The sequence below is a fragment of the Janthinobacterium sp. 75 genome (assembly GCF_004365495.1).
Lineage (GTDB): Bacteria > Pseudomonadota > Gammaproteobacteria > Burkholderiales > Burkholderiaceae_D > Janthinobacterium.
Genome location: NZ_SORD01000001.1, coordinates 4,487,385 through 4,504,647, shown reverse-complemented (window position 1 = coordinate 4,504,647; position 17,263 = coordinate 4,487,385). Strand labels below are relative to the sequence as shown.

Here is a 17,263-nt window from a genome sequence, read left to right as displayed (position 1 = left end):
GATGTCTACGGCACACTGGCCGCGCAAGCCGCTTTGCGGCGCGAAACGTGAAAATAATCGCGATCCGGCATGTAACTATTGCCTCACTGAAAATTGTCGCCGTATTATTGATTTCATTAAAGAAATCTAATATTCTTTCTGCAATCTTGCTGCGCATCATATAAGGCAGGTCGCCATCGTCGCTGGTACCCGCAAAATCGTGCCTGGTCATTTCCCCCTGTGCGCCTGCCCATCCCGCCCCCAAACTGCGTTCATGCATGTTGAACTTATCGAGGAGAACGCAATATGTGGGGAAAAATCAAGCAATTGCACCAGCAAATGGACGACGACGCCATCCTGGTGCTGGAATCGCCCGACGCCGCTGCTACCTTGCCGGCCGGCTACCGGCGCTATATCGGCGAGCGACTGGCCACCATGTCATGGATAGAACGTCAGCAATTCCGTGAGTTCCTGTTGAAATACCGCGGCGCCCGCTTCTACAAGGCGGCCGCCAAGCTGCTCATTCCCTTCACTGCGGTAGGCGTGCTGCAGCAACTGCTGTGGCCGGAAAAGCTGAGCTGGCTTGTATCGCTGGTGTTGAGCAACCTGATCGGCTTTTCGCTCGCTTGTGGCCTGATGGGCGTCTGGTTCAACTACCGCATGCTGGTGGCAAACAGGTCATTCAAGCCCTTGCTGCGCATTTTGCTTGCGTGCATGGGCGGCCTGGCTGTCGGTATGGGCGCGGCGACCATCTTCAGCGACCGGCCCATGCTGCTCTCGCCGGAGAAGCTCGCGCGCAACCTGGGTATCGCCCTGCTGGTGGTGAGCCTGCTTTACTTCGTGCCGCTGGGAATAGTCGCCATGTGGCGCAACCGCCAGTACGAAGCACTGACTCTGCAACTGCAGCAAGGTGCCGAGCGCGACCGCCTGGCGCGCGAACTGAGCGAGTCGCAGCTGCGGCTGTTGCGTGCCCAGATCGAACCGCATTTCCTGTTCAATACCCTGGGTGCGGTGCAGCAGCTGGCCGAGCAGGGTGAGCAAGGCGCCGGCAAGGCCGCAGCGTTGACAGCCGACCTGATCGCATTTTTGCGCGCCAGCCTGGCGGAGATGCGCAGCGAGCAAGTGCCGCTGCATAGCGAATTCGACATGGTGGCGGCGTATTTGCGTGTGATGCAGGCGCGCATGGGCGCCCGCCTGCGCTACACACTGGATTTGCCGGCCGAGTTTGCGCACGCGACGATACCCAGCATGATCTTGCTGACATTGGCGGAAAATGCCATCAAGCACGGTATTGAACCCTCCTTGCGCGGCGGCGAGATCCGCCTGTCGGCGCTGCTGGTGGATGGCATGCTGCGCCTGCGCGTGCAGGATACGGGCATGGGTTTGCCAGAAAGCGGCGCGGAGAGCGCGCAGGAAAGTGGTCTGGGCCTGGAAAACGTGCGCAGCCGGCTGTTGCTGTCCGATCCGTCCGCCAGCCTGATCGTGCGCGACGGCGAAGAGGGCGGCGTGATCGCTGAAATATTGCTGTCCATCAAAATTGCATCCAGCCTGAAAGAAGCCGCCGCATGAACACCACCATCCTGATCGCCGAAGACGAACCTTTGATGCGCGAGCGCCTGCAAACGATGCTGGCGCTGGCCTGGCCCGAGGCGCGCATCGTACTGGCGGCGGAAAACGGCAACGATGCCTGGGACGGCTTCCTCGAGCACGAGCCGGACGTGGTCTTTCTCGATATCCGCATGCCTGGCCTGTCGGGCCTGGAAGTGGCCGAGCGCATCGGCAAGCGCGCCCACGTGGTGTTTGTCACGGCCTATGACCAGTACGCCGTTGATGCGTTCGACGCGGGCGCCGTCGACTACCTGTTGAAACCCGTGCAGGCTGGGCGACTGCAGCGGGCGCTGGCGCGTTTGCGCGACAAGCTCGGGGCCCAGCCGGCCGACATGGCCAATTTATTGCAGTCGCTGCGCGCGGCGTTGCCGGCCGCTCCGCGCGACAAGTTGAAATGGATCAAGGCCAGCGTGGGCAAGCAGATCCGTTTGATCGACATCGACGACGTGCTGTTTTTTCAGGCCGACACCAAGTACACGCGCGTGGTGCTGGCCGGCTCGGAAGCGCTCGTGCGCACGCCGCTGAAGGATTTGCTGGGCGGTCTTGATCCCGACCAGTTCTGGCAAATCCACCGCGGCACCATGGTCAACGTGAAAGCCATCGAGGCGGCCGAACGTATCGACGCCGAGCGCATGCAGGTACTGGTGCGCGGCAGCACGGAAAAGTTGCCCGTCAGCCGCACATTCACGTATTTGTTTCGCGATTAGCCTGTAATGCAAACGCCCCGCACTTGGCGGGGCGGGGCGATCAGCGGCGCTGCTGTGCTTACTGGATCTTGGCGATCGACACTTCCGTCGATTTCACCAGGGCGATGACTTCGCTGCCCACTTTCAGGTCCAGGTCCTTGATCGAGCGCGAGGTGATCACCGAAGTGACGATGCCGTGCGGCGTTTCCACGTCCACTTCCGAGACCACGGGGCCAAAGATGATTTCCTTGATCTTGCCGCGAAACTGGTTGCGTACATTCACTTCCGAGATAGCCATGATTTTTCCTCTGTGCCCGTAATACGCCGTGCGGCGCGACATGGCCAGAGTACGGCGCGCGCACGCTTTTGACCACGAATCGATGCGCATATCGATATGCGCAAACCGGGCGGACATGAAAAAACCGGGACAAGTCCCGGTTTTTGTTGATACAGCGCAAGCTTACTTCTGATAAATCTTGTCGAATTCGCCGCCATCGTCAAAATGTTTCTTTTGCGCTTGTTTCCAGCCGCCAAAGACGTCATCGATGGTAAACAGGGAGATCGGCTTGAAGCTGGCCGCATATTTCTTCGCGACGGCTGCCGAACGGGGACGCAGGTAGTGCTTGGCGACCAGTTCCTGGCCCGGTTCCGAGTACAGGTATTGCAGGTAGGCCGTGGCTTCCTTGCGGATGCCACGGCGGTCGACCACCTTGTCGACGACGGCCACTGGCGACTCGGCCAGGATGGAGATGCTCGGATAGACCACTTCGAAGTTGTCGCCGAATTCGGCGCGCACCAGTTGTACTTCGTTTTCAAACGTCACCAGCACGTCGCCGATTTCACGCTGCGTGAAGGTGGTGGTGGCGCCGCGGCCGCCGCCGTCGAGCACGGGCACGTTCTTGAACAGCTTGGTCACCAGCTCGCGCGCCTGCGCTTCGCTGCCACCTTTTTTCACGGCATAGCCCCAGGCTGCCAGATAGGTGTAGCGGCCGTTGCCCGAGGTTTTCGGGTTCGGCACGATGACCTTGATGCCGGGCTTGGCCAGGTCGTCCCAATCCTTGATGTGTTTCGGGTTGCCTTTGCGCACCAGATACACCATGGTGGAATAGAACGGCGCCGCATTGTTCGGAAACTTCTTGGCCCAGTCGGCCACCACCAGGCCACGGTCGACGAGGATATCGATGTCATTCGCCTGGTTCATGGTCACGACGGACGCTTCCAGGCCATCGGCAACGGAGCGCGCCTGCTTGCTCGAGCCGCCGTGCGACTGCTTGATGGTGATGGTTTCGCCCGTTTTGGCTTTCCAATCAGCAATAAATGCAGGATTCACATCCTTGAACAGTTCGCGCATCACGTCGTACGAGGCGTTCAGCAAGACCACGGGTTCGGCGGCGCTGGCGGCCATCGGCAGGCTCATGGCGGCAGCGGAAGCTGCCAGGGCGCTGGCCAGGAACCAGCGGCGCGAGCGTTGGGTGAGTGTCGCTGCGGCAGTCGATACGGCGTTGGAATGGGTCATGTTGAACTCTTATTGTGAGAATAGACAGTCATAGTCTAAAATTCCGGCCGGAAAAGAAACGAATTTTTCGTAATATGCTTAGATCCGATTCCCGTTTGCGCTGAAAAACAGATATCGATTTTTGAAATGATTCGTGGGCAAGACGACAGTCAAGGCTTAGCCTGCAAGAGGTCCGTCATAGGCAAATCCGTCCCGTGGCGTGGCGCGAAAAAACCCGATCGCGCCGCTTGGTGTATAGTCGAACGGCGCGATACAGGGGCAAAACCGTCTGCATCGGCAACTGGAATATTTTGTGAGCGTACATGAGTCTTGAAATTCGTATTGCAACATCGACCGACGCTTTCGAGGCGTGCAACGTATTACGACGCTCCATCGTCGAATGCTGCAGCCTCGATCATCGGGACGATCCGGTCATCCTGGAAGCTTGGCTGGGCAATAAAACACCGCAGATGGTGGCGTGCTGGTTTGCGTCGCCTACCAATTTTTCGCTGGTCGCAATCGAGCATGGCGCCGTCGTCGGCGTCGGTTTGCTGACGCGCGCCGGCAAGCTGGCCCTGTGCTACCTGCTGCCCGAGGCGCAAGGCCGGGGCGCGGGCAAGGCGCTAGTGGAACAGCTGGAAGCGCAGGCGCGCGAGTGGGGCATCAAGGCCCTGCAATTGCACAGCACGGCCAGCAGCCAGGCCTTTTTCGTCAAGCAGGGATATATCGAGGCGGGCAATGTGCGTTCGCCGTATGGCGTGGAAACGATTTTTTGCTGGAAACAGATTGACCCCGCAGGCCTCTCCAGCGGTGACCCCAAGCGCAAGCGCTTTTGCAACTGCAATTCGGCCTGACTTACCGTTGGCGCCTCAGCCCGCCCATCCGGCGGCGGGCCTTCCCCCTCTTTGAATATTTCCCTTCAGTAACTGATCTGGATATACACGCCTTGTTGCGCGCTATCGTTTGCCGGCAGCAAGGTGCCGCCGGCAAACATTTTCAGTTCGCCGGGCGCGAACGCCAGCCAGTCTTCGTTTTGCGTCAGGGGATGCGTGGCGATCACGGCGATGCGGTCGTCCAGGTGGTTGTGCTGGCGAAAGTCGATGCTGCGCTCGCAGTCGATCAGTTGCGCTACGGAAAATGGGTATTCGCGTATCACATAGTGCAAATGCGTGGAGCAGTGGGCAAACAGCAGGTCGCCGTCCGACAGGATGAAGTTGAAACTGCCGTGCACGGCGATGTCCGTGGCGACCTCGGCGATAGCCGCGCGCAGGGCGGCGCGCGTCGGTACGCCCAGGGGAAACTGCGTGCGCAAGCGGGCCAGCAGGTGGCAAAAGGCTTGTTCGCTGTCCGTGTCGCCGCTGGCACGGTAGTAGGCATTGGCAGGCGGGCGCCACGTTTTCAAGTCGCCATTGTGGGCGAAGGACCAGGTCTTGCCCCACAGTTCGCGGGCGAACGGATGGGTGTTTTCCGGTGCGATGCGGCCCTGCGTGGCCTTGCGGATGTGCGCGACGATGTTTTTCGCCTTCACGGGATGCTGCTGCACGGCGGCAGCCAGCGGCGAATCGACGGCGGCCAGGTGATCCGTCAGCAAGGTGCAGCCGCTACTGGAATGATAGGCGATGCCCCAGCCGTCGCGGTGCTCGTCCGTGCGTCCTCCCCGCTCGGCAAAACCGGCAAAGGAAAATCCCAGCGCGGCCGGCTTGCTGCTGTTCATTGCGAGTAACTGGCACATGGCGGCCCTTCCTGATGGTCTTGGTACATGCCCACAGTAAAGGCGGGCGTCTGTGGCGGGAAGGAATGTTTCCGACTATCGTTATGCGCTGTCCATTGCGGTGTTCTTATTTGCTGGCCGCATATCAAAGGGCGAAACCATTCGTTCTCCTTTGCCTGGCGCTGCCTTACTCTGCACACTTTGGCGCCGCCTTCCCCACGAGGGATGCCGGCGCAGCCCGATGAAGGAGCATCCATGCCATTTCCCGTCCTGCAAAATTACCTGGCCCGCTTGTCGCATCAAACCCAGGCCGGCACCAGTGTCTGGCTTGACGGGGAGGGCAGGGCGCTGGGGCGCTTTTTCAATTGCACCATGACCAGCGCTTTCCAGCCGCTGCGCGAACTGGGCAGCGGCAAGCTGGTGGCGTTCGAGGGACTGGCGCGCAGCGTGTCGAAGGCGGACGAGGGCTTGTCGCTGTGGCGTTTGCTCGACCATGCGGCCAGCGACGACGAATCCGTGGAGTTGGACCGCCTGTGCCGCATGTTGCATGCGATTAACTTTTTCCGCCAGAGCGAAGCAGAGCAGTCAGACTTGTACCTGAACGTGCACGACCGCCTGCTGAGTGCCGTCAGCAGCAATCATGGCCATGCCTTCCAGCGCATCCTCGACGCGCTGGGCTTGCCCATCGAGCGCATCGTGCTGCAATTGCCCGCAGTGACACCGAACCAGGGCTGGCTGCTCAACTACGTGGCCGACAATTACCGGCGCAACGGGTTCCGCCTGGCCATCAACGTGGCCAGCGTGCACGAGGCAAGCGGCATGCTGGAGCGCTTGCACCCGCATGCGTTCAAGCTTGACGCGGGCAACCTCAGCGACGAGCAGGCCGTTGCCAGCTTCGTCGCCCTGTGCCATGCGGCGAAAATTCGCGTCATCTTCAAACGCCTCGACACGCCAGCGGCGCTGGCTTCGCTGCAGCGCGTCGCCGCCATCACGGGCTTGCCCATCGTGGCGCAGGGCTATTTGCTGGACAAACCGCTGACGGCACTGGCGCAGGCAAAGCAGGACGTCGCGGCCACCGCAGTCGCCGCGTAGGGTGCCAGATGCTGAAATGAGGGCGACACGATAGGCATTGAGGGTTTTTCTTCGCGGCACAATACGCTATAGTATTCCCATCGTTAAATTGGACTGACTATGGCATCGCGCAGAAATTTTTTACACCACGGTATGGGCTTGGCCGCGCTGGGCCTGGTCGCCACTCCTCTCATCGGCTGCGCCTCGCGCACGGCCGCTCCCGCCTCGGCTTCTGCCAGCGCCAAGCCGCGCGCACCGCGCACGGGCGTGCCACCCCAGCCGACGCAATTGGCCAGCGTCGACCGTTCGATCACTTCGCAGTCGCGCCAGGCCATCACGGAGATGGAACCGCCTCCCGATATATTCGATGCGCAGGCGCTGGATCTGGAATTCTGGCTCAAGCCCCGCACCCTGGAAGTGGTGCGTCCTGCCAGCAATGAGAAGGCCAGGCTGCTGTACTGGAAAGATGGTGAAGTCATCGATTCGGCCTACCAGGAACTGTGCCATTTGCTACGCGACGTGAACGGCAAGAAGACGGCGCCCATCGACCCGAAACTGCTGGAAACCCTGTGGGGCACGCAAGCGTTCGTGGCCCGCTACGGTATCGAGCAGCCGCTGGAGATCCTGTCGGGCTACCGCACGGCCGAGTCGAACAGCCGGCTGCGCGAAGCAGGCGTGCCGGCCGCGCGCCAGTCGCTGCACATCTCGGGCCGCGCCGCAGACATCCGCGTCGCCAACCTGAACGCGGAAGTGCTCGGTTCCCTGGTGCGCAGTTTCAAACAGGGTGGCGTGGGCTTTTATTACCGCTCCGGCCCCCGTGGCGGCTGGATTCATGCCGATACTGGCTTGCAGCGCACCTGGAAAGGTTAAACACCTGACTAAACCTCGCGCGGCGCGCTTTGCGGCCTGTGATGCTCGCCGTACCTTGGTACGGCTGCGCGTCTCGGCCATAATTCACTGCCGCTCGCGACGGTTTTGTCAGGCGTTTGTTTGATCAGTCATCGTGATATGGCGGTTCGGGCACGCTATCGTGTCCGGTGCGCCGCCATGTCCTCAAAATTCCTGGGGCGTTCCCGGTGAATTCCCACTTCAGCTTCCCATGAAACTGTCCAGCCATAACATCGAACTGTTTCTGGCCGTCGTCGACGGCGGTTCGTTCTCGGCCGCCGCGCGCGCCTTGCGCCGGGCGCCATCGGCTGTCAGCATGGCCATTGCCAACATCGAGGCGGAACTGGGCATCGCCCTGTTTGACCGCGGCGCGCGCGAAGCCGTGCCCACGCCGGCTGCGATGGCGCTGATGCCCCACGCGCGCCTGATCGCCGAGCAGTTGAAGCAGTTGCACCTGCACGTACAGGAATTGTCGCAGGGACTGGAAAGCCGCATTTCGCTGGGCATCGCGGCCGAGCTCGACCATGCACCTTTCCTGGCCGCCGTGCGCGCGCTGTCGCAGCGCCATCCGCTGCTCGACATCGAGGTGCTGACGGCGCCGCAGGACGATGTGCTTGACATGCTGCACCGCGGCCGCATCAGCGCCTGCATGGCCTTCGCTGGAGGGCGCATCAATCACGAGGAACAGTTCCAGTTGGTGGGTAGTGATTCCTTGCTTGCAATTATTTCCACCCAGCATCCGCCCAGCGCGGCGGGCCGGCCCCTGTATATCGAGGAATTGGTGAATTTGCGGCAGATCATCGTGGCCAGCCGCGAACTGGACCTGGCCGATGCGCGCCCCGTCGTCGGACTGTCTTATTGGCGCACCGACAGTTTGCCGATGGCGCTGGCGATGGTGGAGGCGGGACTGGGGTGGGGTAACTTTGCCGCCTCGGCCATTGCCCACTCGCTGGCGGCTGGGCGGGTGCGCCGCGTGGCGTTCAAGAATACGGGCAATGGCCTGGTCGTGCCCATCCACCTGGTGTGGATGAAGGACCGGCCGCTGGGTATGGCGGCGCGGTCCTTTCTTCAGTTGCTGACCGAAGTGCCGGCAGTGGCACCCTGAAGTCCGGTCGCTTCTTCCTTCGGCTGCTGCGCCGACAGGGGCACGCCGAACAGGCCATCGAAGAAATAGTTGAAGATGAAGCTGTAGCACGGGATAATCAGCATCAGGGCGAAGTCCAGCACGAAGGCTTGCCACAGGCTGATGTTCAGCCACCAGGCGATCAGCGGGATCAGGTAGATCACCAGCGTGATCTGAAAGCCGATCGCGTGCAGGATGCGGCGCCAGACGGTGCGCGTGCGTGACACTTGGCGGATTTCCCAGTATTCGAAAGCCGTGTTGTAGAGCAGGTTCCAGATCACGGCAATGGTGGTGATCATGATCGCCAGCGGGCCCGTGCTGGTGGGCGATTCGCCCGAAAGCAGGGTCAGCCAAGCCGTGGAAATGGCCATGCCGATGATTTCAAAGGCGGTGACGTAGACGATTTTGCGTTTGATGCCTTGCATGTAAAGCCTGTAAAGAAGAGATGGCGCGTATTTTAAGTCAGGTATGCTGATGTTAAAAGTTGATAGCTATCAGTTTATCTGATGAATGTGCGCCAGCAACACCATGCTGGCCGTGAACGGTGGATAATGGCGCCAGGCGGGCAACCGGTCCCGCCGCATCACCGCAGAAAAGGTCAACGAGCATGCAAGGCGTAGCAGACAGCAACATCCCCGACACCCCCGCCAGCCCGGACGAACGTCCCCGTTTTCGCCCCTGTCCCTGGGAGCACCTGGAAACGCCGTACGACGTGGAAGTGTGGATCGAGGAGCATAACCGCAGCATGCAGGACAATATCCGTGCCACGGAAACGGGCGTGGGCATCTGCTTTACCCTGGCTGAAGGGGGCGATATCTATATGCAGACCAGCGCCGACGGCGCCGTCGTGCTGGACGTGACGCCGGACGCGGCCTGGGTCTCTCCCCTGATCAGCGCGGCGACGGGCTGCGAGGCGCCGGACTCGTCGCTGTGGATCTTGCCTGACGACAAGCTGATCCAGCTGATCGTGGGCCTGTCCAGCCTGGTGGCCAGCACCTTGCTGGTGGTGGGCCATGACTTTGGCTTGCGCCGGCGCAGCATGGGCCGCTGAACCGTTCGCACGGCGGTGGGGAGGGGCGGCCATGCCTCTTGTATGGCTCCGGTTTGCGCTGCAGGACGCGTGCGTTGCAAAAATATGGCATGCCCGCGCCTGGCATGCCTTCCGCCGTACACTCCGATGAAAAGTCCGCGATGCATAATGACAAGCTGGACCTCCACAACATCAGTCTGGTGTGCGTGGAAACGCGTTATCCCGAGCTGGCCAGCTTTGCCATCGAGCGCTGCCTGGCCGGCGCCGATTTCAAGGAATGCCTGCTCTTCACTTCCCGCCTGCATGACTTGCCCCCGCATATGCGCCAGGTGCTGATCGCCCCCATCGAGAGCGTGGAGGCGTATTCGGCATTCGTGGTGCATGAGCTGGGCGACCATTTCAAGGGCACGCATGTGCTCATCGTGCAGTGGGACAGTTTCATCGTGGATGCGCGTCAATGGCAAAGCGCTTTCCTGGACTGTGATTACATAGGCGCACCGTGGTCGCATCGCCCCGTGGCCGTCGGCAATGGCGGTTTTTCGCTGCGATCGCGGCGCCTGTACGAAGTCTTGCCACAGCTGGCCATCACACAAGTCCATCCCGAGGACTATGCGATCTGCGAGTTGCATGGCGACCAGTTGCGCGAGGATTTTGGCGTGCGCTTTGCCGATGCCTGCCTGCTTGCACTACGCGCCAGCTGGCATGCGCTTACGCGTGGCCGCTCGCGCACCGCGGTGCTGCCGGCGCAGGGGGCTTGACGGCCCGTGCTTGTGGTGAAATTGGCCTACCTGCGTGCTTTGCTCGACACTGCGCTTTGCACATGCTAGTCTCGGTACTGCACCCACCTTTTTGCCAGGGCGGCAGTGCAAAGGACAGCCATGGATACGCCACCGCAAGCGGTACCTGTTCCGGATTTCTCTCCACGCTGCCACGACGGCATGCCGCTGCATGCCGCGCCCCTGCTTGATGATGGCGTCTTCAGCCCGGAACGGGTGGAGGCTGAACGCGAGCAAGCCTATTTCAACGATTTATACCTGCTGGCGCCCGTCGCCCATTTCGTGCTGGGACTCGATGGCGTGATCCTGCAAGTCAACCTGGTGGCGGCCGAGCTGTTCGGCCTGCCCCGGGAACGGCCCGGCCACGTGCTGTTCCGCTCCTATGTGCACGAGGCGTTTCGTCACGATTACGAGCGCTTCGTGCAGCGCGTGCTCAATAGCAGCGAGCCCGAGCGTATCCAGCTGCAGGTGCAGTCCCGTCCCGGCGCGCGCGAGGCCGGCTTGCCCGTCTGCCTGCTAGGCAGCGCCGACCCGAACGGCCAGGCCTTGCGCCTGGTGCTGGAGCAGGCCGAGGGCAAACTGGCGGCGCTTGAACGCAGCGAAGAACGCTTCCGGCGCATCGTGCACAGTGCCGAGGAGGGGATTTGGGAAATCGATGCGCAGGCGCTGACCAGCTTTGTCAATCCGAAGATGGCGCACATGCTTGGCTGCCAGATCGAGGATATGCTGGGCCAACCGCTGGTGGCCTTCATGGATGACGAGGGACGCGCCATCCTGGAGCGCAATATTGCGCGGCGCCAGGTTGGCATTGCCGAACGCCACGAATTCAAGTTCCTGCGGCGTGATGGCAGCACCCTGTGGGCCACCCTGGCCACCAATCCCATCTTCGACTCCGGCGGCACCTATCTGGGTGCGCTGGCGCTGGTCAGCGACATCACGGCGCAGCGCGCAGCATCCGAGCGCATCTGGCGGCAAGCCAATTTCGATGAGCTGACGGGCTTGCCGAACCGCCACATGTTTCTCGACCGGCTGCAGCACGAGGCGCACCACGCCAGGCGCGAAGGCACTTGCCTGGCCCTGCTGTTCATCGACCTGGACCATTTCAAGCAGGTGAATGACCGTCTGGGCCACGAGAAGGGCGACATGCTGCTGCGCCAGGCGGCGCGGCGCATCAGCGAACGCGTGCGCGCCACCGATTCGGTAGCGCGTCTGGGCGGCGACGAGTTCACCGTCATCCTGGCCGGCGTGGGGCAGTTGGGTGGCATCGAGCGTGTGCTGCAGGAACTGACGGCCGGGCTGACCCAGCCTTTCGTGCTTGACGGCGATACGGTGCAAGTGTCGGCCAGCGTGGGCGTGGCGCTGTATCCAGCTGACGGCGATACGCCGGACAGCTTGCTGCGGCATGCCGACCAGGCCATGTATGCTGCCAAGAACGGGGGGCGCAACGGCTACAGCTATTTCACGCCGGCGTTGCAGCAGGCGGCCGAAGTGCGCCGCCATACGGTGCGCGAGATGCGCCTGGCCCTGACGCATGAGCAATTTGAAGTGCATTACCAGCCCATCATCCGCCTGCGCGATGGCGCCATCGAGCGGGCCGAGGCGCTGCTGCGCTGGCGCCATCCGCTGCGCGGCCTGTTGCTGCCCGCCGACTTCATCGCTTTTGCCGAGACGAACGGCCTGATCATCGATATCGGCGAGTGGGTGTTTCGCCAGGTCGTGCGCCAGGCACGGCAGTGGCAAGACGAGCATGGTGCCGCGCTCCAGATCAGTATCAACAAGTCGGCCGTGGAATTTCGCTGCGACGGTGCGCTGTACCAGGACTGGGGCGGGCACCTGACGCGGCAGGGCCTGGCGTCGGGCGCCATCGTTATCGAAACAACAGAAGCGGTGCTGCTCGACAAGGCATGCCAGGTGACCGACCGGCTGCGCCAGTTTCGCGCCATGGGCCTGGCGCTGGCGCTCGACGATTTCGGCAGCGGGCAAGTGTCGCTCGCGTGCCTGAAAACAGCCGATATCGACTTTCTCAAGATCGACCGTTCCCTGGTCGGCGAACTGGAACGCGACGATGCCGGGCTGGGCTTGTGCGAATCGATCATTACGCTGGCGCAGCGGCTGGGACTGAAAGTCGTGGCCGAAGGGGTGGAAACGGCGTCGCAGCGCGATCTGTTGCGCGCTGCCGGCTGCGATTATGCGCAGGGGTATTTCTTCTCCCGCGCGCTACCGGCAGGGCAAATGGACCGCCTGCTGGCGGCTCAGGCGGCTGGCTGAACGGTTTCCTGCGCCTGCCCTTCGCCCTCCATCAGCTGTTCCACGGCGGCCAGGGTGTCGGCGTCGCTGACCTTGGCCAAGGTCAGGCCAGGCGCCAGGATGACACGGTAGTGGCGGCTGGCCGGGTAAAACCAGCGGTAGTTATCGGTGCGGATGTAGTAGCCGACGATTTTCTTGTCATACGCCGAGGCGATGTGGATCACCGAGGTGTCGGGTGACAGCACCAGTTCGCAGCGGCGGATCAGGGCCGCCAGTTCGAGGATGTGGCCGGTGGGTGGTGCGGCCATCACGTTGGCATGGCCGGCACCGTCCACGATTTCGGCGGCGCGCGCCTCGGTGCCCGGCGCGGCGATCACCAGCAGCGCATGGCGCGGATAGCGTGCCGCCAGGGTGGCGCAGCAGCGCTGGGCGTCAGCCAGGCTGACCGTGCGTTGCGCATTGCTGCCCTGGAAGTTGAGGCAGAACAAGCCTTCATAGCTACGCAGCAGGGTGTCGCAGGCGGCGTCGACCTGTGCCGCGTGCGCATCGACACCGAACAGTTCATAGCGCATGTCGATGTCGCGCAGGTCAAATTGCCCGAACGTGGCAAAAAAGCTGTGCAGAATGTGGCGGCTGCGGTCGCAGGGCACCGTATGGTCGAACATGCCCAGATTTTCCGTCGAGGTGCCATATTTTGGAATGGCAAAGCCCGTCAAATAGCGCGCGCCCAGCCATTTGATGCGCAGCAGCAAGGGAATCGAAAAACGGTTGTAGGGGTTGAAGATGACGTCGTAGCGGCGTCGGCGCAGCTCGGCGATGGTGGTGCGCAAATCGCGCAGCAGCGGCTGCTTGTCCCAAATGAGGATGTCGCTCACATGCGGATTGTCGGCGATGATGTCGCGGTTGGCGCTGCTGGCTGCCACGTCGATCTGCCAGTGCGGATAGTTCTTTTTCAGCTCGCGCAGCAGTGCGGAGGTCACGATCATGTCGCCGATCTTGTCGTTGCGCAAAATCAATACCTTGCGCACCTTGGCGATATCGAGTGGCTGCTTGTCGGATTTGCCCAGCAGGGCGTAACTGATCAGCCGGGCGGCGGTTTTTATCAAGGGAACTCCGGAAATGGATGGCAGGATGCGCTGGCGTATTGGCTAATAAGCAAGCGACACCAGCATCTTACGGATTTCCACCATCCTGGGCTAGGGGGCATGCCCCGTTTATTGCTGCGTGCGCCAAGATAGCGCACGCGGGGGGGGCGAACTTACTCCAGGCCCAGCAGGGCGACGACGCGCTCGCGGCTGATGCCGACCAGTGCCGAACTGATCGCCAGCAGCGACTCATAGCCAGGCTGGCTGGCCTTTTGCGTGAAGTTTTCGGCCAGCGTATCCATGCTGACGCTCACTTGCACCGGTTGCGCCCGTGCCACACGTCCCGTGGCCTGCGCCAGGGCCAGGCTGACGGAACTGCGCGCCGCCTGCAACCGCGCCAGCGCCTGCACCACTTGCTGCAGGGTGGCGCGCAGGGCTTCCATGTCGCCGGTATGCCATTCTTCCGGGGTAATGGCGGCCGGTTCCGCGTCCGTGCGCACGCGGCTCATCTGGCCGGTCGGGTAGCGGATGCCGCTGCCGCGCACCGACAGGCTGTCGCGCACGTTGGCCCAGGCCGCTTCCGACGTGCTGAACACCAGTTCGCCATTCTCGCCCAGTTTGACGCCGATGCCGGACGGCATGAGTGCACGGTCGAAGCGGGAAACGATTTCATTCTCGCTCAGGCCAGGTTCGATATTCACAGAGCGCAAGGCCTGGTTCGCGCCGCCGACGGAAAACGCCAGCACTTCCTGCGGGCCTTCCTGCAGACTGGCCATGGTCAGGCCACGGATGCTGAAGTTCTGCTGTGATGCCTGCGGGCTGGTATAGCTGAGCTGTGCGTCCAGCGTGCCGCCCGAGGCGCTGGCGCGCTGGCGCCAGGTATTGCTGAACTGGCGTACTCTTGCCTCGACTTGCCCTTCGCGGCCCAGGCGCGCTGCCAGCTTGGCCGCCAGTTCACTTTTCAGCGACTGCAACTGGCTGCTGCTGCGTTCCAGGTAGTCCAGGGTTTGTTGTGCGTTAGAAATTTCCCCCTGCAACTGGTGATCCCAGTTGCTCAGGCCGCGCTGCAGGCCCGCCGCCGACCTCCTTGCCGCCGGCGCCTCGCTGCGCGCGCTGGCGCTGCCGTTGATGGCAGCGGACGCGTCATCGACGACGCGGGCTGTGCCGGCGCCTTTGGCATTGACGCCGGAAGAGGAGGAGGTCTGAACGATTTGCATGATGGTCAGAGAAGATCAAACAGGGAAATAGTGCCAACCTTGGCGTAGGCTTTATAGGTTGCCTGCAGGGCCGTCTGGTAGCCGGTCAGTTCAATGGCTGCCGCACCCATGTCGGTCTTTTTCAGGTCCAGCAGGGCCGAATTGTTCGACAGCGACACATTGGCCAGGTTGCCGGAGAGCGTGGTGAGGATGTTTTGCGCGCCGCCGAAGATGGCGATCTTGCCAGAGAGTAAATCCATGCCGTCATCGGTGCCATCGAGCGCGGCGACCACCACGCTGCGCACGGCCGGATCGTTGGGGCTGACGCCCTTCGTACCGAGGGTGGTGATGGCCTGGTCGATCTTGTTCAGCCATACTTCCAGGTTCTTCACGTCTACGTTGGCCGCCTGTGTGACGCCATTGCCCACCACCACGGTCTGCGTGTCGGTATTGCCGATGTAGGCGTAGCGCGAACCTACAGTTGCTGCCGGATCGTATTTGATGGCGGGTTGGTCGGTAGCGGTGCCGGAAAACATGTAGCGGCCTTCCTGGTCCTTCAGATTGGCCGTGTACAGTACGCTGTCGCGCATGGCGATCAGCGACTGCGTCATCGCATTCAGGTCGTCCGGCGCATTGCCGCCGTCGGCAGCCCACACCAGCAGGTCGCGCGCCTGGCCCATGTCGGTGACCATGCTCGACAGGTAGTTTTCGTTCTTCAGCAGGCGCACTTTCACCGTGGCGATATTGTCCTGGTATTGCGTGACCATGGCTTGCTCGCGCGTCAGGCGCGAAATGCGCACGTTGCCGATTGGATCGTCCGATGGCAGCTGGATGCGCAAGCCCGAAGACATTTGCTGGGTCAGGTAATTGATGCGTTCCTGATTTTGCTGAAGCGATATATTAATCAGCGATTGGTATTGGCTGCTGGCGACACGCATAGTCTTCTCCTTAACCCATCATTTGCAAAGTGGCATCAAACAAGGTGTTCGCCACGGAAATGACTTTCATGTTTGCCTGGTACATATTCTGGAATTCGACCAGATTCATCGCTTCCTCGTCCTTGTTCACGCCGCTGGTGGACTTCCAGTCGTCGATGGCTTGCGCGCGCACCGTGTTAGACGTCTTCAGCAGGGCCTGGTTCTGCTGGCTGTAGATAGCCAGCTTGCCGACCAGTTGCGTATCCGCATCGCTCATCAGGACGGAACCCACCCAGCTGACATTGATCGATTGATTCTTGATATCGATCAATTTTTGCAAGTTGCCGCTGTCGCCTGCCGCACCTGTCAGCGACAGGGCCAGGTCCTTGGCGTTGAAGCCGGGGGTAATGCTCAGCTTGCCGTTCGCGTAGGCCAGCAGGGGGCCGCCGGCGGCGCCAGCCATGGTCTTGCCCAGGGCCAGCTGCGCATTGACCTGGCTGGTCAACTGGGTGGCCATGTCTTGCAGCGACTGTTGCAGCGGTCTCAGGGTGTTTTGCTCGAACTCGCCCAGGCCGCCCATCTGGCCGCCGATGGCTGACAGATCGAGGTTGTACGAGGACTTGGCGAAATCGAGGCTCAGGGTTTGCTGGCCCGTGTTCGTCATGCCGCTGGTCAAGGTGCCGGCCAGGCTGCCGATGACCAGCGGCTGGCCCGACTTCAGCGAAATATTGCGCGAGCCGTCCGGCTGGTCGAGGACGTCGATGCCCATTTGCGAGGCCAGGCCGTCGATCAGCTGGTCGCGCGCATCCATCAGCGATGACACGTTCGTGCCCGAGGCCGTGGAGGTGCTGATGCGCTGGTTCAGCGCGGCGATATTGGCCAGGGTGGTATTGGCTTGTGGCACGATCGCTGCGCGTTGCTGCTGCACCGACAGCAACTGGTTGGCCATGACGGTGCTGATGCTGTTGAAGCGCTGCGCCATGGCGTCGGCGGAGGTGATGATCTGCTGGCGCAGTGGCGTCGAGGTCGGGTCAACGGCCGCCGCGTTGAGGGCGGCGAAAAAGCCGTCGATGCCGTTGCTGATGCTGGAGGCATCGTCGCCCATCACGCGCTCGAGCTGGGTCAGGTAAGGCTGGGTCTGCGAACGGGCACCCTGGTCGGACGCGGCGCGCCACATTTGCTGGCTTTTATACGCATCGGCAAAGCGCAGCAGGGCGGACACTTCCACGCCATTGCCGGCCGAGCGCACGCCGGCGGTGGCGCCCAGCGATGACAGCAGCACGCCCTGGCGCGTGTAGCCCGCCGTTTGCAGGTTGGCGATGTTCTGGCTGGCCGCATTGAGTGCGGCCTGGGCGGCGATGCTGCCTGACAATGCATTGCTGATGATGCTCATTGGGCAAGTTTCTTTCGTGAAGAGTGTGGCGCGTGCGGGTGGGCAGGCATTGAATCGT

The 17,263-nt window shown here is 61.9% G+C and carries 17 protein-coding genes; 9 read left to right on the top strand and 8 right to left on the bottom strand.

Features of this window, described 5'->3' with window-relative positions; genetic code table 11:
• The first annotated feature begins 285 nt into the window (after positions 1 to 285).
• Positions 286 to 1,548, top strand: a complete 1,263-nt coding sequence (locus C8C89_RS20490; protein ID WP_101480792.1) for a histidine kinase — start codon at positions 286 to 288, stop codon at positions 1,546 to 1,548.
• Positions 1,545 to 2,294 carry a LytTR family DNA-binding domain-containing protein gene (locus tag C8C89_RS20485; protein WP_101480793.1) on the top strand — a complete coding sequence of 250 codons (750 nt, stop codon included), beginning with the start codon at positions 1,545 to 1,547 and terminating at the stop codon, positions 2,292 to 2,294. Before C8C89_RS20490 ends, C8C89_RS20485 begins: the two co-directional genes overlap by 4 nt.
• A 58-nt stretch (positions 2,295 to 2,352) precedes the next feature.
• Here C8C89_RS20485 and C8C89_RS20480 read toward each other — a convergent pair whose 3' ends face one another.
• Positions 2,353 to 2,571, bottom strand: a complete 219-nt coding sequence (locus C8C89_RS20480) for a TOBE domain-containing protein (RefSeq protein WP_034757699.1) — start codon at positions 2,569 to 2,571, stop codon at positions 2,353 to 2,355.
• Between the two features lie 162 nt (positions 2,572 to 2,733).
• On the bottom strand, positions 2,734 to 3,789 hold the full coding sequence (locus C8C89_RS20475; RefSeq protein ID WP_101480794.1) for a sulfate ABC transporter substrate-binding protein: 1,056 nt from the start codon (positions 3,787 to 3,789) through the stop codon (positions 2,734 to 2,736).
• Between the two features lie 302 nt (positions 3,790 to 4,091).
• On the opposite strand from C8C89_RS20475, the gene C8C89_RS20470 reads away from it, so the two are divergent.
• Positions 4,092 to 4,622, top strand: a complete 531-nt coding sequence (locus C8C89_RS20470; protein ID WP_133992212.1) for a GNAT family N-acetyltransferase — start codon at positions 4,092 to 4,094, stop codon at positions 4,620 to 4,622.
• A gap of 65 nt (positions 4,623 to 4,687) precedes the next feature.
• On the opposite strand, the gene C8C89_RS20465 is transcribed toward C8C89_RS20470, so the two are convergent.
• Positions 4,688 to 5,500, bottom strand: coding sequence for a class II glutamine amidotransferase (locus C8C89_RS20465; protein ID WP_133992210.1), 813 nt, complete (start codon positions 5,498 to 5,500; stop codon positions 4,688 to 4,690).
• Between the two features lie 234 nt (positions 5,501 to 5,734).
• Here C8C89_RS20465 and C8C89_RS20460 point away from each other — a divergent pair, with 234 nt between their 5' ends.
• The 3 genes from C8C89_RS20460 to C8C89_RS20450 all read left to right on the top strand — a co-directional run bounded on the left by C8C89_RS20460 (position 5,735) and on the right by C8C89_RS20450 (position 8,543).
• A complete protein-coding gene (locus C8C89_RS20460; protein WP_133992208.1) occupies positions 5,735 to 6,571 on the top strand; it encodes an EAL domain-containing protein in 837 nt (278 codons plus the stop codon).
• A gap of 132 nt (positions 6,572 to 6,703) precedes the next feature.
• The gene (locus C8C89_RS20455) at positions 6,704 to 7,420 is read left to right on the top strand and encodes a DUF882 domain-containing protein (RefSeq protein WP_101480798.1); all 717 of its coding nucleotides are present in this window, start codon (positions 6,704 to 6,706) and stop codon (positions 7,418 to 7,420) included.
• Positions 7,421 to 7,649: 229 nt separating this feature from the next.
• Positions 7,650 to 8,543: a LysR family transcriptional regulator gene (locus tag C8C89_RS20450; protein WP_133992206.1), complete on the top strand. Its 894-nt coding sequence runs from the start codon at positions 7,650 to 7,652 to the stop codon at positions 8,541 to 8,543.
• On the opposite strand, the gene C8C89_RS20445 is transcribed toward C8C89_RS20450, so the two are convergent.
• On the bottom strand, positions 8,507 to 8,986 hold the full coding sequence (locus tag C8C89_RS20445; protein ID WP_101480800.1) for a PACE efflux transporter: 480 nt from the start codon (positions 8,984 to 8,986) through the stop codon (positions 8,507 to 8,509). The genes C8C89_RS20450 and C8C89_RS20445 overlap by 37 nt on opposite strands.
• Before the next feature lie 182 nt (positions 8,987 to 9,168).
• On the opposite strand from C8C89_RS20445, the gene C8C89_RS20440 reads away from it, so the two are divergent.
• The 3 genes from C8C89_RS20440 to C8C89_RS20430 all read left to right on the top strand — a co-directional run bounded on the left by C8C89_RS20440 (position 9,169) and on the right by C8C89_RS20430 (position 12,635).
• Positions 9,169 to 9,612 (top strand): hypothetical protein, encoded by a 444-nt coding sequence (locus C8C89_RS20440; RefSeq protein WP_133992204.1) that lies wholly within the window; start codon positions 9,169 to 9,171, stop codon positions 9,610 to 9,612.
• Positions 9,613 to 9,752: 140 nt separating this feature from the next.
• Positions 9,753 to 10,349, top strand: a complete 597-nt coding sequence (locus tag C8C89_RS20435; RefSeq protein ID WP_133992202.1) for a DUF5672 family protein — start codon at positions 9,753 to 9,755, stop codon at positions 10,347 to 10,349.
• A 120-nt stretch (positions 10,350 to 10,469) separates the two neighbouring features.
• Positions 10,470 to 12,635, top strand: coding sequence for an EAL domain-containing protein (locus C8C89_RS20430; protein WP_166674809.1), 2,166 nt, complete (start codon positions 10,470 to 10,472; stop codon positions 12,633 to 12,635).
• Here C8C89_RS20430 and C8C89_RS20425 read toward each other — a convergent pair.
• The 4 genes from C8C89_RS20425 to flgK all read right to left on the bottom strand — a co-directional run bounded on the left by C8C89_RS20425 (position 12,620) and on the right by flgK (position 17,205).
• A complete protein-coding gene (locus C8C89_RS20425) occupies positions 12,620 to 13,720 on the bottom strand; it encodes a glycosyltransferase family 9 protein (protein ID WP_133992200.1) in 1,101 nt (366 codons plus the stop codon). The genes C8C89_RS20430 and C8C89_RS20425 overlap by 16 nt on opposite strands.
• Before the next feature lie 152 nt (positions 13,721 to 13,872).
• Positions 13,873 to 14,916 (bottom strand): hypothetical protein, encoded by a 1,044-nt coding sequence (locus C8C89_RS20420; RefSeq protein WP_243858151.1) that lies wholly within the window; start codon positions 14,914 to 14,916, stop codon positions 13,873 to 13,875.
• A gap of 5 nt (positions 14,917 to 14,921) precedes the next feature.
• Positions 14,922 to 15,833, bottom strand: a complete 912-nt coding sequence (flgL, locus tag C8C89_RS20415; RefSeq protein WP_133992198.1) for a flagellar hook-associated protein FlgL — start codon at positions 15,831 to 15,833, stop codon at positions 14,922 to 14,924.
• Positions 15,834 to 15,843: 10 nt separating this feature from the next.
• Positions 15,844 to 17,205, bottom strand: coding sequence for a flagellar hook-associated protein FlgK (gene flgK / locus C8C89_RS20410; protein ID WP_133992196.1), 1,362 nt, complete (start codon positions 17,203 to 17,205; stop codon positions 15,844 to 15,846).
• Between the last annotated feature and the right edge of the window lie 58 nt (positions 17,206 to 17,263).

Coding starts and splice junctions, on each gene's coding strand:
- C8C89_RS20430 (WP_166674809.1), top strand. CDS start 10,470: ATGGATACGCCACCGCAAGCGGTACCTGTTCCGGATTTCTCTCCACGC.
- C8C89_RS20455 (WP_101480798.1), top strand. CDS start 6,704: ATGGGCTTGGCCGCGCTGGGCCTGGTCGCCACTCCTCTCATCGGCTGC.
- C8C89_RS20480 (WP_034757699.1), bottom strand. CDS start 2,571: ATGGCTATCTCGGAAGTGAATGTACGCAACCAGTTTCGCGGCAAGATC.
- flgL (WP_133992198.1), bottom strand. CDS start 15,833: ATGCGTGTCGCCAGCAGCCAATACCAATCGCTGATTAATATATCGCTT.
- C8C89_RS20450 (WP_133992206.1), top strand. CDS start 7,650: ATGAAACTGTCCAGCCATAACATCGAACTGTTTCTGGCCGTCGTCGAC.
- C8C89_RS20490 (WP_101480792.1), top strand. CDS start 286: ATGTGGGGAAAAATCAAGCAATTGCACCAGCAAATGGACGACGACGCC.
- C8C89_RS20445 (WP_101480800.1), bottom strand. CDS start 8,986: ATGCAAGGCATCAAACGCAAAATCGTCTACGTCACCGCCTTTGAAATC.
- C8C89_RS20475 (WP_101480794.1), bottom strand. CDS start 3,789: ATGACCCATTCCAACGCCGTATCGACTGCCGCAGCGACACTCACCCAA.
- C8C89_RS20485 (WP_101480793.1), top strand. CDS start 1,545: ATGAACACCACCATCCTGATCGCCGAAGACGAACCTTTGATGCGCGAG.
- C8C89_RS20460 (WP_133992208.1), top strand. CDS start 5,735: ATGCCATTTCCCGTCCTGCAAAATTACCTGGCCCGCTTGTCGCATCAA.
- C8C89_RS20470 (WP_133992212.1), top strand. CDS start 4,092: ATGAGTCTTGAAATTCGTATTGCAACATCGACCGACGCTTTCGAGGCG.
- C8C89_RS20435 (WP_133992202.1), top strand. CDS start 9,753: ATGCATAATGACAAGCTGGACCTCCACAACATCAGTCTGGTGTGCGTG.
- C8C89_RS20420 (WP_243858151.1), bottom strand. CDS start 14,916: ATGCAAATCGTTCAGACCTCCTCCTCTTCCGGCGTCAATGCCAAAGGC.
- C8C89_RS20465 (WP_133992210.1), bottom strand. CDS start 5,500: ATGTGCCAGTTACTCGCAATGAACAGCAGCAAGCCGGCCGCGCTGGGA.
- C8C89_RS20440 (WP_133992204.1), top strand. CDS start 9,169: ATGCAAGGCGTAGCAGACAGCAACATCCCCGACACCCCCGCCAGCCCG.
- flgK (WP_133992196.1), bottom strand. CDS start 17,205: ATGAGCATCATCAGCAATGCATTGTCAGGCAGCATCGCCGCCCAGGCC.